Below are 15112 nucleotides of genomic sequence, written 5' to 3' on the forward strand. Positions count from 1 at the left end.
CAGAATTGTGTATTTGAATTCCGAGTTACGGCTTCGCCTTCACCCAGGCTACAGAAACTATAGATGAGCATTATTTTAATTAGCTATCCAATTGTACATGAATATCTCGTGCATCAGATTGGCCATGATCATCGACTACCCTCACAACAAACTTTCCAGGTTTTGCTTTCCATAAATAAGATTCTCCAGCCTTAGTCTTTGCAATAAACGTTTCATTAATAAACCAGTATACATGGGCGATGCCCGCGTCGGTCACAGCAGTAAAAGGAATGGTGTTATTGTGATGAGAATTAGCACGTACGATGTAACTAATTCCGTTTTGAGGCGAGGTAATGTGCGGATCAACTCCAGAGTTTCCATATAATGCGCAGTCAGATTCATAAAAAGGTGGTGTATGTCTTTGTATTCCAGCTTTTTTGAAAATACTCAGTAAGTCAGAAGGCCAAAACTCGAAAACCTCAAAACGAGTGTATTCGTCCATATGGCAGGTTCGTAAACCCGTTTTCGTATTAATCGCGACTTCACGATAAATTGTATCTGTTTTTATTGGAGATTTCCCAGGTATAAACCAGCTCCACTCCGTATCTTTGCAATAGCGTGTAGGCAACATCCCAGAGGCTTTGCATACCTCTACTTTTTTCAGGTTCATTTGTTCCAGATGCTTTTCTAAAGCATGTATAGGCCCACGCTCATGTTTTAATGCATCAATCAACTCAAAAAATAAAGGGGCAGCAATATCTTTGCCTATAAACGCGGGATTAGCCTTATTGTCAAAATTTCCTACCCATACTGCTAACACATAAGGACCGAATACGCCCACAGTCCATGCATCACGATATCCTGAAGACGTCCCAGTTTTCCAAGCGACCTGCAAACGCGACCAGCCGCGCGAATTATCATCTAAACGCGGGGTATTTTTTAACATGTCCAACACAAGATAACTTGCTTCTGGACTAAGTAAGCGTGTCCCTTTTTGCTTTGCTTCATTTTTAAACGCACGTATCGGGAACCAAACGCCATCATTAGCTAACATGGCATATAAGCCGACAAGCTCATTCATTGTTAATTCAACACCACCCAAACTTAATGACAGTCCATAGTACGACTCAGACCTTAGATGATTAATTTGCGCTTTTTCCAGTAGTTGATGCAATGTTGGACTGGTTAGCTGGCTAGCAAGATAAATTGCCGGAATATTACGGCTCAAAACTAAAGCATCTTTGGCTTTAATAGGACCGATAAAATCATAATCAAAGTTCTCTGGGTTATAGCCATTAAAACTGTGCGGAACATCTTTTAATACAGTATCAGGGTGAATCAAGCCTTGATCCAAAGCCAATCCATAGATAAAGGGCTTCAACGTTGACCCAGGTGAGCGCTTTGCTTCAGTGCCATTAACTTGTCCGCTAATGCCGGGATTAAAAAAGTTAGCCGATCCTAGCATTCCCTTAATACTCATATCTCGAGTATCTACAAGCAGAACGGAGGCATTACTTACCCCTAAACCCTTTTTCCTGGCAAGATAATGATGCGTGATACGCTCGATGATTAGTTGCGAACGATAATCTAAAGTTGTATCAATACTTTGCTGTTTGTTTGGTGCATCTGCCAAGATTTTATTGACAAAGTGTGGTGCACTAAAAGGAAGCATATGTGTATTTTGCATCACTAAGGGCAAAGCAAACACCGCTTTTTTATTAAGGTCATCCGGATGTTTGTTTAACCAGCGGACTAACAAATGCTCGCGAATTTTTTTTAACTCTTTATTGTTGGGTGTCCTTTTGCCTGGATTTTGTGGAATAATGCTTAAAGTTAAGGCTTGGGGTAAAGTAATTTTATTTACAGGTGTTCCAAAATAAACCAAACTCGCAGCCCCTACTCCTTCGACATTGCCGCCATATGGTGCCAAATTTAAATAAGCTTCTAGAATTTGCTTTTTGCTGTAATGCATCTCAATTTGTATTGCCCGAATGATTTGTAACAGTTTTCCTGAGATTTTTTTTGATTTCATACCATATCGCATTCGTGCAACTTGCATGGTAATTGTTGACGCCCCTATTCTACGGGATTGTGCACCGTATGTTTGCCATATGGCTTTTATCGTCGCCCAAGGATTGACACCATAGTGCCAATAAAAGTATTGATCCTCTTGCAATAAAGTGGCCTCAATAAGTTGATTTGATATGTCTGATAATGGTGTAAACAGTCGATACTTATCATCTGGACTTAATGTTAATCGGAGTAATTGATGATGTTCATCGTAGACTGCCTTAGAAAAACTTGTTCCTTCGAGTAACACTGGCTTTGGTAAAAAAAATAATATTAGATAGGCGCTGACAAGGAGCGTAATTAGGATTATGCTTAGCTTTTTAAATGTTTTGTTCATAGTCGCTATTATGCACTAAATAGAATAAAATATATGCAAATTTCAGCCCTATTTTACCACATGGGATAAATGATGAATAAAAGTCCGCTTTCTTTGTTAATCAATGCGTTTTCATCTGTATTTGGCAAATTAAATTGGCGTAGTCCACCATGGGTAAATTACTTATGCAGTAAATCAAAATCTTCTCCCAAAAAATTTTGGGGAAGCAGTCTATTAATAGTTCTTATTTTAATTTCAGCAGGCTGCTTTTTACATTGGTATAAAAATTTGCCGCAACCCATTTATACCACCGCACAAATCACAGTCCCAGATATCACACCAAATACTGAAGAACAATTAGTTCCCAACAATTTGATTATTGACTTTGGCATAAAAAATAATGGGTTTATTAATCAATCAGTTGCACCCATTAATCTGATTGGAAAAACAGTAAGCGAAGGCATTGTAATAACTCCCAAAATGCTTGGAACATGGACATGGAATACTGACAGCCAATTAGTTTTTACACCTTCAGAAGATTGGCCTGCAGGGAAAAAATACACTGTCCTTTTTGCTAACAGTGCCTTTGCGCCTAATGCAAATATGGAAAGTCATAAATTTTCTTTTTCTACCCACCCTTTTAATGCCAAAATTACTGAATTTAAGCTCTATCAAGATCCGGTACATGCTGAGGTAAGAAATGCTGTTGCAACAATAGAGTTCAATTTTCCGGTTAATCCACAAACTTTAGAACAAAATACATCTTTAGCATACCAAACGAAATCAGGTTCCACTGGCGAAAATCTTCCGTTTACTTTTACTTATGATAAAAATAAGCGTGTTGCTTACCTACATTCAGAAACAATAAAAATAGATGATGTAGCCCGCTTTTTACGTTTAACATTAGGTCAAAGCGTTACCTCATCAACAAATTCCGGCCATTTGCTACAGGAACAATCACAAAATTTATTAATTCCAAGCGCCAAAGAATTCCTTAAAGTTCTCTCAACTTCAGCCTCTATTGTTCGCAATGAAAAAGACAGGCCCGAACAAGTTCTGACGGTGGAAACTTCTTTAGGAATAAATGAAAACGACTTTAATAAGTCAGTACATATTTATTTACTGCCTAAAGACCGACCAGCAACCACTGCAGAGGCTGCCAAAGAGAATTATCAATGGCAAAATCCAGGAGAAGTAACACAAACGATTCTGGCTTTAGCAACTCCCTTGGCAAAAGAGCCTATTCCTACAGAACAAAACTACTCAACCTTACATAGCTTTAAATTTAAAACAGAAGCCCCTCGCTACATCTATATTAAAATTGATAAAGGCATGCAGAGCTTCGGCAATTTTACTTTAGGCAATGAATACGTAGCAGTTATTCCTGTGCCTGCAATACCTAAAGAGATCAGTTTTTTACATAAAGGCTCACTTTTGGCTTTAAGTGGTGAGAAAAAACTTTCTGTACTGGTTCGCGGTCTACCTGCAGTCAAGTTTGATTTCGCACGTGTATTGCCTGAAAATATCAATCAATTAGTAACGCAAACTCATGGTGATTTTAATAATCCCTATTTTATTAATCCTACCTTTAATCAACAAAATATCAGTCAAATTTCTTCAGAAATTCAAGAATTTGATATTTCTGATTTAGCCAAACAACAATATACAGCGCTTGATTTCAGCAAGTATTTGACAATGAGCACCAATACTTTGGGGCCACAGGGCTTATTTTTGCTACAAGCTACAGGCTGGGATGTCATCAATAAAACAGCATTGGATGTGAAAGCCAGTCGCATGATATTGATTACTGATATGGCCTTATTAGTAAAAGACAATCAGGATGGCAGCCATGACGTGTTTGTTAATTCGATAACGCAAGGAACCCCAGTTGCCAATGCTACAGTAACCGTTTTAGGTAAAAATGGCTTACCCATTTTATCCCGTATTAGTGATGCCCAGGGCCGCGTTTCGTTCCCGCCTTTAAAAGATTTCATTGATGATCGAGAGCCCACAGTATATTTGTCTCAATTGAACAATGATGTGTCATTTATTCCATTCAATAATGCGAATAGACAGTTAAATTTTTCCAAGTTCGACATTGGCGGTCTTTATACTAGCAATCAAGAATTACACAGTTTAAGCGCGTATCTTTTCTCAGATAGAGGTATATACAGACCTGGAGATACAGTGCATATTGGCATGATTGTCAAACAAGCCTTTGCTCAACCACAACCTGGTGGTTTACCGCTGCAAGCGACTGTGATTGATTCAAGAGGCACAACAATCAAAGATGAGAAAATTACCCTTAATGATCTCGGCTACATGGACCTGGACTTTGCAACCAATGCCAGCTCGCCAACTGGCCAATATATGGTTAATTTGTACTTAGTCAAAGATGGATATCCCCAAAATCTACTGGGCTCTACGACCATTCGTGTTTCTGAATTTTTACCTGATAGAATGAAAATCACTACCAGCTTGTCTCCAAAACCATCTACCGGTTGGAGCTCACCAACTGGATTAAAAGGTGAGGTGACTCTTTGGAACCTATATGGCGCGCCTGCCGTTGATCGAAAAGTTAGTGCTAAAATTTTGTTAGTCCCACAAAAAGTTCAATTCGATAAATATCCTGATTATGTTTTTGTTGATCCCTTGTTGGATCCCAAAAAACCACCCAAAGTCTTCACCGAGACCTTAAATAACGCAAAAACAAATAATAAAGGCGACGCTGAATTTGACTTAAATCTTGACCGTTTTGAAAAAGCGACTTACCAATTGACATTCTTTGCTGAAGGTTTTGAATCAGAAGGTGGTCGTAGTGTAACAAACCAAACTAAAACCTTAATTAGCCCACTACCCTACTTTATCGGATATAAACCGGATGGGGACTTATCCTTCATTAAGCAAAACGCTACCCGCGCTGTTCACTATATTGCGATTAATCCCGAATTAAACCAGCAAGAAGTCAAAGATGTGAAGATACAACTGGTTTCGTTACATCCGGTCACAACGCTTGTTAAAAAAGCAGATGGAACTTATCAATATCAGTCGGTGATTCAATCGACAATAGTGAGCACCACACCATTTAATATCTCCGAGCAAGGTATTGATTACACATTACCAACACAACAGATTGGCGATTTTTCGTTAAGTATTCTTGGAAAAGATAATACAGTACTTAATCAACTAAAATTCAGCGTTGTAGGTGCAAGCCAGCAACCCTTAGCTAAGAATGCCGAGCTATCGATTAAACTCAATAAAGCAGAATATCAAGCAAATGAAGATATAGAAATACAAATTACTGCGCCTTTTACAGGCTCAGGCTTGATTACTATAGAGCGTGATAAGGTTTACGCAGCACAATGGTTCAAAACAGATACTACAAATTCCGTGCAAACTATTCATATTCCCGCTGATTTTCAAGGTGATGGATACATCAACGTTGCATTTATACGTGATTGGAGCTCACCTGAAATATTCATAAGCCCACTTAGTTATAGTGTTGTACCTTTTACGGTAAATCATCAAGGACACAGTATAAAAATTGATCTGCAAACTGCTGCAGTGGCGCGTCCTGGTGAACCGTTTACCATAGATTATCGTACTGATAAGCCTGGGAAAATTATTGTCTTTGCAGTTGATGAAGGGATTCTGCAAGTTGCACGTTACACAACCCCCGATCCTTTATCTTTCTTCTTCCAAAAACATGCTCTTGAAGTACTGACCCAGCAAACAGTGGATCAGATCATGCCTAAATTTATCCAAGATAGAGAGCTTTCTGCGGTCGGAGGTGATAACGGTGAAGAAGGTATGGCAAGTCGCCTCAATCCCTTTAAGCGCAAAACTGAATTACCTGTGGCTTATTGGTCAGGTATTGTTGATGCAGACTCAAACAATCATCAATTAGTATACCAAGTTCCTGATTATTTTAATGGAACATTGCGCGTTATGGCCGTAGCGGTATCATCTGATTCCGTTGGTTCAAAAGAGACCTCTGCTGAAATTCGTGGGGATTTTATTATTAACCCTAACGTTCCGACCTTTGTCGCCCCAGGAGATGAGTTTGAAATATCGGCATCTATTGCAAATAACATTAAGGGCTCAGGAGAACATGCGCTTATAAATATTGATTTGACAGCATCTCCTGAAATCGAAATCACTGGGTCACCAACGCAAATATTAGAAATTGCAGAAGGTCGGGAGCAAACGGTTCATTTTAAATTAAAAGCTAAATCTCTTCTGGGAGCTGCTCAATTGAGCTTCAAAGCCAGTATGGGTGATAAATCAAGTACAATGGGTGCTACACTGAGTGTTAGGCCAGCTGTACCACTTAGCACTTACATCAATAGTGGAAAATCAGACGAAGCTCAGAAAACCTTGGATATTATGCAAACACTATATCCAGAATATCGCAAAGTGAGTGCTACTGTTTCTACTAATCCTATAATTTTGATATTTGGGTTACAACGCTATCTGGATAATTATCCCTATGGTTGTACAGAACAATTAACCAGTAAAGCCCTCCCCTTATTAGTAATGAACAATCAAACTGGTTTTGGTGAAGAAACAAAGCAGGTGCATGAAAAAGTAAACGCGGCCATTCAAATGCTAAGCCAGCGCCAGATGTCTAGTGGTGGTTTTAGTTATTGGCCAGGACTTGGTGACAACCAAGGCAATGATTTTGCAACAGTTTATGCAATGCATTTCCTAACTGAGGCAAGAGCACAAGGATTTAATGTTCCAAATGATTTGTTCTTTAATGGAGTTAACTATCTTAAAACCTTGGCAAGTCAAAATGTATCTGATATGGATGCGGCAAGAGTTCAGGCATATGCCATTTATATTTTAACCCGCAATGAGATTGTTACAACCAATTACCTTTCTAATTTGCAATTGTATCTAGAAAAGGATAAGACCAATGCATGGAAAACGGATATCCTCACAGCCTATATTGCTGCATCTTATCAATTACTACAAAGCCATGATGAAGCAAATCAATTAATTGGCCTGTATAAGCCACAAAATAATCAGGCTTATGTTACTGATTTTTATAATAGTGCCATCGCTGATGCTCAATATTTGTATCTTGTAGCGAAACATTTCCCTAATCTATTACCACAGGTAGGTGATGATTTGCTAAAACGTCTAGTCCAAGCTGTTAATAACGATGAAATCAATACTGTTTTATCTGGATTTACAAGCTTGGCCTTAGGTGCTTACCATTCAAATCAGCCTAATGACGCATCATCAACCTTATCGATGACAAAAATTATGGCTGATAATAAGGAAGTTAATGTCCCAGCATCTAATGCAAACTATCAGAAAGTTGATATTGAACCTGATGTCCAAAAAATACGTTTTAATAACCCGGACAAGAAAACATTTTTCTATCAATTAATGCAATCAGGTTTTAATCAAGAAATCCCCAGCACGCCTTTAAAGCAAGGCTTAGAAATTTTCCGAGAGTTTAGAGACGCCAAAGGAAATGTGATCAACACAACAACCCTGGGAGGCGAAATTGAGGTGCATATTCAAATCCGTGCGGTTGGCCATGATTATTTATCAAACATTGCTATTGAAGATTTGTTACCTGGTGGTTTTGAAGTGGTAACCGACTCTGTAAAAAATAATACAATGGATTTTGTTGATGTACGTGAAGACAGAGTGAATTTCTTTGGTGGAGTTGAATCTGTTGCTAAAGAGATTGTTTATAAAATAAAAGCAGTTAATATTGGAAAATACATTGTTCCGCCAGCCTATGCAGAAGCAATGTATAATCCAAATACGAAAGCACAAGGTGTTTCCTCAGTAATTACGGTTACTGAAGCACCTTAGTACTTAAATTGCTAACCTAATGAAGTTCAAATGTTTTGTAGCCTGGGTGACGGCGTAAGTCATAACCCGGGAAGTTTTGCAGAAAAACGGGTTTCGCTTCGCCTCACCCAGGCTACAAAATCAGCAGTATCTTCAATCAATGCAGATTTTATTGCATTCATAAATGGATCCGTTTAAATTCGAGACTTCTAGCGCGACTGAATGCGACTTGTAAAATAGTTTTATAAATATATGGTGTTTGTTTTATGAATAACTTAAAAAGAGGCATTACCAAGTTTATTTTTATGGGAAGATGGTTACAGCTTCCTTTATATTTAGGCCTTATTTTAGTACTGGCTGTTTATGTATATCGTTTTGTTTATGAATTATTTGAATTAATAGCCCACCTAAATAGTATTGATGATGCCCAGATCATGCTTGGTGTCTTAGACTTAATTGATGTAGTGATGATTGCCAATCTACTTATTATGGTTGTTATGGGAGGATATGAAACTTTTGTTTCTCCTCTTGCCCTTGAGTCACATCCTGATCAACCGGAATGGCTCGATCACCTTGATGCAGGAGCGATGAAAGTAAAGCTTGCTCTTTCATTAATTGGAATATCATCAATCCACCTATTGAGAACATTTATAGATCCCAATAAGCTCAGTAACTACTCTGTAATGTGGCAAGTGATCATTCATTTAACACTACTTGTTTCAGCATTAGCGATTGCATTTACCAATAAAATGCTTACAAAGAGCAAAACACATTAAAAGTATATGTTGCAAACAGTATTTAGAAGAAGAAATAAAAAGTAATCGTAGTCTCGTGTAACACCGAAATTACACACATATTATTAACTCCTTATATGATGAAAGAGCATTATAAAGTAATGATTCTTTCATTTTTGCATCATGTTTCGCTGAGTCGAACCAGAAAAAACATGCTGAAAATAATTTTCAGCTTCCTTTTTTGGAACATACACTGAACTGACTTTTCCAGTCTCTTCCTCATCAAAAAAACATTAATAGAAGAGTAAACTGTTGAGAGACACGGTGTGTTACTAGTTGAGGCGTTGCGATAATCCCCCCTACTTCGAATATTTTTCCCTCGGGGTTTGAGAGATAATAAAGGGAAATGTTTCGATATCAAAATAACAATCTAACATAGGAAGTATTTCTCCATAAATGACTTATTATTTGATCATCAAACATCGTCACTACATGGAGTTCTAGGCGTAAACCGTCCAAATTTCATCACGTCATGGCTAATAACTGCGCAACAGGGACAATTAAACTAAGATGTTTGGTTTATGAGAGCTCTGAACACATAAGACCCAAGCATTTGATTTTTTTTGTAAATTATATTAAACATATTACATTATTTGTTGTTTTCTATTGCAAATATCCTTCATTAGCCATTCTTAAGGACTAGAAATGCTAAACAAAATCCAAGTCTTCTCTTTGTTAATCACAATGATATTTTTTTCTGCCGTATCAGCAAAAAGTTATAGAGTGCCCGCAACAGAAGAAACCGTAACTCTAGGTCTTTATACCCTAGATAAGCAGCCTGTGGTTAAAGTTCACTCTGGGGATTCAGTGTCTCTAGAAACTTGGAACAGTTGCTTGCATGAAATGGTCTATAATAAGACAACTCCTGCTGAAGTTGCAAAGTTTTATACCCAATATGACATTCAAAATAGGCGCGGGATGCATAGCTTAACCGGCCCTGTTTACATTGAAGAAGCTGAGCCAGGAGATGTACTTGAAATTCGAATATTAGATATAAAATTGAATGATTTTGGCTATAATTTTTTAAGCCCTACAGCAGGGATCTTATCGGAATTTACCCAACCCCGAATTATGTATTTTAAATACAATCAAGAAAAGAACGCTACTGAATTCAAGAAAGGACTCTGCTTACATTTAAAACCGTTTCCAGGGGTTGTTGCTGTAGCTCCTCCTCAAGATTGGCCTGATGGCTGGCCTGTAAATTTAGAATCACACATGGGGCAACCGGTTCCAGGACAATTTAATTCCGTTCCGCCAGGTCCTTTTGGAGGCAACTTGGATGAACCAAGCTTGCAAGTTGGTTCCATACTGTATTTACCTGTTTTTCAAAAAGGTGCTCTCGTTTGGACCGGTGATTCACATGCAATGCAAAGTAATGGTGAGATTGACGTTACAGCCCTTGAAACCTCTTATCAAGGTATCACCCTGCAATTTATTGTCAGAAAAGATCTAAAAGCCGAAGGTGTATTTGATAAATCAAAACGCAATGGTAACAGTTTGTTCACTTGGCCAATTGTTGAAAACTCGAAAGAATGGATTGTTATGGGATTGAATCAGGATCTTCTTGAAGCTATGCAGCTTGCCTCTAGGAATGCAATTGAATTTTTAGTGAGCACTCAAGGATTTTCTCCACAAGAAAGTTATCAATTTTTAAGCATGGTAGGTAATTTCGACATTCCTGAAGCAGTCAATACCATTAAAAACGTAGCCGTACATATTCCTAAAGAATCCTTCAAAAATCTGGGCAAGATGAAAACACTTTCTGCTGAGGGTAAATTCCCTCTCATGCCAAAGATTGATGAAAATGTAAGCTGCCCGCCTCAAGAAGGTAAAATTATTCAATAACCATTAGGTGAAATAATGAAAAAGATCTTCATTTTTTTGTGCTTAAGCTATATGACTTCAAGTGTCTTCGCCAACAGCATTATGCTTGACAATAAAACAAATTACCCACAGAAAAATAAATTCGGAAAAATCGCAGTACAATGGGTATCTTCAGTCAAAGAAGTACAAAAAGCGAATCAAAGCATGCTTAATGATGCAACATTAAACGCAAACTCTTTAATGATACTCGCCAAAAAAGGAAAAATTAAGCTCATCTCACCAAATAATGCCCGATACTTTAGAGTAATAGCGTGGTCAAATGATAAAGAAAAACCAGACTTACTTACGAATTGGGTAGATATTATTCCCAATAAAACCTATGTTGTGAATCAAAATCAACTTGTACCAAGGATACTCATGTCTGGAGCAGGTTGCTAAAAGGTTGATTAGGCAAAAGACTCGCTGCGGCCGATTATTACCTCAGCCACAGCGATAGTCATGGAACGAAAAGTAAAATGATAAATCGTATCTTCTTTTTTATTCTGTTGGTTACGCTTAATAGCGTTTATGCAGAGGCAATTAACCCCCCTAAAAAATCAACACATAAAGTACCCCCAAAACCCACGAGTATCAGCTCAAACCCTGCAGCTGTTAATGTTCCTACCGGCACAGGAACAATCCAACGTTCTATAGAAGAAAAACTTGGTATTGAAAATAATCATGGAATTATGATCCAGGGTGCCTGGATAGGAGATACGAATGATTTATTTTCTGGTGGCATAACTGATGCTGAACGCATCACATCAAACAGTGTGTTGTTGGTCGATTTAACCATTAATATGGAGCAATTTAATGGATGGCGTGGTGGTCTATTTAGTGCTCAATTTTTACAGCAAAATGCGCAAAACACAAATGCGCAAGCCGGTCTTTTTCAAGGATATAACTCATTACCCGATGTATATCCTTTTAATCGTTCAGAACTTTATGCGCTCTGGTATCGGCAAGCACTTTTTGATGATAAACTTTTTGTTCGTATTGGGAAAACAATTACTACACTTGATTTTAATAACGTAATCAAGCCTGTTCCTCTAAGCTCTGGTGAACCTAATATACCAGCAGTAAGCAGTTTGATTTACACCCCTATTTTTATCAATCCAGCCGTAGATGGAGTTATGCCTGGCTATACAAATTCTGCTTATGGGCTCACCTTGAATTTTACGCCCGTGAAGCGATGGTATCTTACTTATGGTATTTATGATGGCAATTTAGCTAGCGGTAAACAAACCGGTTTAACTGGACCAACATTTAATGGAAATTACTTTCAAGTTGCTGAAACAGGTGGAGCATGGGTTTTAGGAAAAAAACCTGGAACCGCTGGAATTGGAGTATGGCATCAAACAGGACTTATTCGCCAGCATAATCTTAGCGAAAAGGATGCCACAGGTGCTTATCTATTCGGATCACAACGTTTATGGTATCGTCATCCGGGATACGATATTAGTGGTATTTCGGCTTTTTACCAATTAAGTATTAATAACTCCAGTGTCTTACCTATGAACAAATCTATTGGCGCAGGTTTAACTGCATTTGGTTTAATCCCCAATCGAGAAACTGATTCGCTAGGTTTTGGTTTTTCACTAGCATGGTTGAATCACCACAGTACTGATAGACCAACTGAATTAATGTACCAAATTTACTATCAAGCCCAAATAATATCAAATATTTATTTAGAACCAGCTCTTTCCTATATCCCGACCCCAGGACAAAGCTCTAGTTTACCACCTGCATTTGCAGGCACAATAAGAGCGATTATCTTAGCTTGAATAATTGAGTTAAATTACAGTTCTGGAGCGAAAGCGAATTATAGTTTATTTATTAAATCATAAGCTCTAGAAATTCCATTTGACTGTTATACGATCATTTATGAGCTTGCTTTTTCCGTAATTATCAGTTCATGAATGTATTACTATCAAATACTTTCTGATATAGCTCCTAATTCGCTTTTGCTCCAGATCTGTAATTTACCCCAGAATTAGATAGTATTTTAAAAGGTTTTTTTATTATTAATAACTCTCCATCATCGAAATGAAGAGAAAGATTAAATAAACGACGGGCTTCCAGATGTGGTTGCTTTAAATCATCTTTATACTTAATTGATTTTTTTATTTTTATTTAATGCTCGTAATATTTTTGATAAATAGCGGTATAAGTTCCATCATGCTCCATCTGAAGAATTGCTTTATTTATTTCCTCAATTAATGGCGCTTTGTCAGCAAGGCCAATTATGCCATATCCATTACCTAAAGGGAGATCGTGCCCTATTGCTTTTACATTGAAAATATTGTTACTGGTTATATTATGAGCAATGGCATGATTTAAAACAATAACATCAATTTTATTTTCTGCTAAATCAGAGAAGAGATCGGGTGTGCTGTCATAAGGAATAATTTGATTATGTTTACCATAAGGAGACTTGAGCAACAGGCCATAAAAAGTATTCTTATTTACACCAATTTTCTTATTTTTTATGTCTGCTATTTTATTAATGGAACTGTTTTTTAGTGTAATAAACTGAAATTTACTGGTCGCATAAGGAATGCTAAAAGCATATTGCTTTAGATGATATGGTGTATAAGGGCTAGCCAAAATGAGTAAATCAACTTTACCACTATCTAATAAATCAAATTGATCATTAAGAGTTACTTCACTGTAGCTACAAGTGTTTTTAATCCTTTTACAAATATTATCCATGAGATCAATGCAAAAACCAAAATAATGTGAGCCTTGGGCTGTAGTGACTTTTTCAACAATAGGCGGTCCTGAAACACCTAAACCAATCTTCAATGGACTGCTAAAAGATAGGTTACTGATAAACCAGAAAAGGATGAATACGACTCTATGTCCTCTTTTTTGTATTCTAATAAATTCCATTTTATTTTGAGTTATTTACTTTGGATTTTCTTAAAATTTAGGGAGTAATCCGCATTTTGTCAAATTACTCCGCATCTCTTCAGTCTATTAGAGGAACTGCAATATAGGGGCGCGTCTTAATGTTAGTTTTTGAGAGTCTGTAAGCTTCATATATCATTTGCTTTTCCTGATCATTATCAGGATGTCCTATTTTGAGTGAATGTGCTCCATCAATATCATTTATTACTAATTGAAAACCTAACTGCATTTAATACTCCTTACAAAGCCAACCCCCCCCTTCTGTTTAAACATAGCCAAATAAATTGAATGTTGTATGATTTGTTGGCATTTTATTTCCCATAATTCAAATAATAGAATGCAGGTAGTTAGTAGAGTAAAAATGCAACCAAAATTGAATTTTAAGTCTTTTGGCAAAAAAAAGTCTGAATGCATCATGTATTTTGTTTGAAAGCTATTGCTCATAACTAGATTGATGAGTTATTTATAATCCATAATTGAACATATTTTGATCATATTTTAATATTTTGTTAATATTTGCCTAGTATAATACCAAAGAAAGTGATTTTAAAATTGGTATGGATGCCTCGTATAAATTAAAAATATGAGGTTAAAAATGTACTCTAAAGATAAAGAACAACAACCTAAGCCACAGCAAGCTAAAACAGAATACCAAATTGGTGTTTGTGTCAAAGAAACCAATCAAGAAAATGGTCCAGGGCATGTAACAGCTATGCTTATTAAGAAAAAAGAAGGCCAAACACAAATTCATACCACGAGTTTTTATCCTGGCTTGCTCGGAAGTATTGTTAATGGATTATCATTCGGATCAATTCCTGTATTAGGACAACTTGCTAAAGATCATGTCCAAGATGTACAGGAAGCAGATCATGTTTTGATTACCTCAGTACCTGAAGAACAATTTAAAAAAGCGGTAGAAGGATATACTGAATTTAGTGAAGATGTAAAAAGTGGACATCGACTTTACTCCGTTTTTGGTAAAGCCAACCCATTAGCTCAGGGATTCAAAAAGATAGTTAAAGGAGCTAGTGGCGCGCAATTAGTAGTGGAAAAACATAAACAAGAAATGGGCTGCTATCCTCCTGAAGATATGTGTGGTATCCATGTATTTGATAACGACCACCCTAAAGTTCCAAAGATGCGTGTGGATAACTGCGCTAGTTCTGTAACCCATATCCTCCAAAGTGCAGGTTATAGCTTTGATAATCCCACAATACCAACCTTTTTTACCTCAGAGCTGACAAAACACGGCTTTGCTAAAGTAGATAAAGACGAGTTTATGAAAGAACATTGCAGTGACCACAAGATGTAATATCAAACCGAGTTCACCCTATTTAGAGTTAAATAGGGTGAGCAACAAATAGAC

The 15112-nt window shown here is 37.2% G+C and carries 8 protein-coding genes; 6 read left to right on the forward strand and 2 right to left on the reverse strand.

The genetic code is table 11. The annotated features are described in order from the left end of the window. Positions 1-79: 79 nt before the first annotated feature. Positions 80-2386, reverse strand: a complete 2307-nt coding sequence (gene pbpC, locus BGO44_RS08135; protein ID WP_286823030.1) for a penicillin-binding protein 1C — start codon at positions 2384-2386, stop codon at positions 80-82. A gap of 72 nt (positions 2387-2458) precedes the next feature. Between pbpC and BGO44_RS08140 the strand changes: the two genes are divergently transcribed. From BGO44_RS08140 to BGO44_RS08160, 5 genes are all read left to right on the forward strand, one after another. Then, on the forward strand, positions 2459-8200 hold the full coding sequence (locus BGO44_RS08140; protein ID WP_273198020.1) for an alpha-2-macroglobulin family protein: 5742 nt from the start codon (positions 2459-2461) through the stop codon (positions 8198-8200). A 245-nt stretch (positions 8201-8445) separates the two neighbouring features. Beyond that, a complete protein-coding gene (locus BGO44_RS08145) occupies positions 8446-8955 on the forward strand; it encodes a TIGR00645 family protein (protein WP_273197904.1) in 510 nt (169 codons plus the stop codon). 663 nt (positions 8956-9618) lie between these two features. After that, entirely contained in the window at positions 9619-10818 is a 1200-nt protein-coding gene (locus tag BGO44_RS08150; protein WP_273197906.1) for an acetamidase/formamidase family protein, read from the forward strand. A gap of 15 nt (positions 10819-10833) precedes the next feature. Beyond that, positions 10834-11235 (forward strand): hypothetical protein, encoded by a 402-nt coding sequence (locus BGO44_RS08155; protein WP_273197907.1) that lies wholly within the window; start codon positions 10834-10836, stop codon positions 11233-11235. 77 nt (positions 11236-11312) lie between these two features. Beyond that, a complete protein-coding gene (locus tag BGO44_RS08160; RefSeq protein ID WP_273197908.1) occupies positions 11313-12620 on the forward strand; it encodes a carbohydrate porin in 1308 nt (435 codons plus the stop codon). Positions 12621-12969: 349 nt separating this feature from the next. On the opposite strand, the gene BGO44_RS08165 is transcribed toward BGO44_RS08160, so the two are convergent. Beyond that, positions 12970-13641 carry a transporter substrate-binding domain-containing protein gene (locus BGO44_RS08165; RefSeq protein WP_273197909.1) on the reverse strand — a complete coding sequence of 224 codons (672 nt, stop codon included), beginning with the start codon at positions 13639-13641 and terminating at the stop codon, positions 12970-12972. A 700-nt stretch (positions 13642-14341) separates the two neighbouring features. Between BGO44_RS08165 and BGO44_RS08170 the strand changes: the two genes are divergently transcribed. Further along, complete coding sequence (locus BGO44_RS08170) at positions 14342-15058, forward strand: hypothetical protein (protein ID WP_058510361.1); 717 nt, start codon at positions 14342-14344, stop codon at positions 15056-15058. The last annotated feature ends 54 nt before the right edge of the window (positions 15059-15112 follow it).

The organism is Legionella sp. 39-23, assembly GCF_001897665.1.
GTDB lineage: Bacteria > Pseudomonadota > Gammaproteobacteria > Legionellales > Legionellaceae > Legionella > Legionella steelei.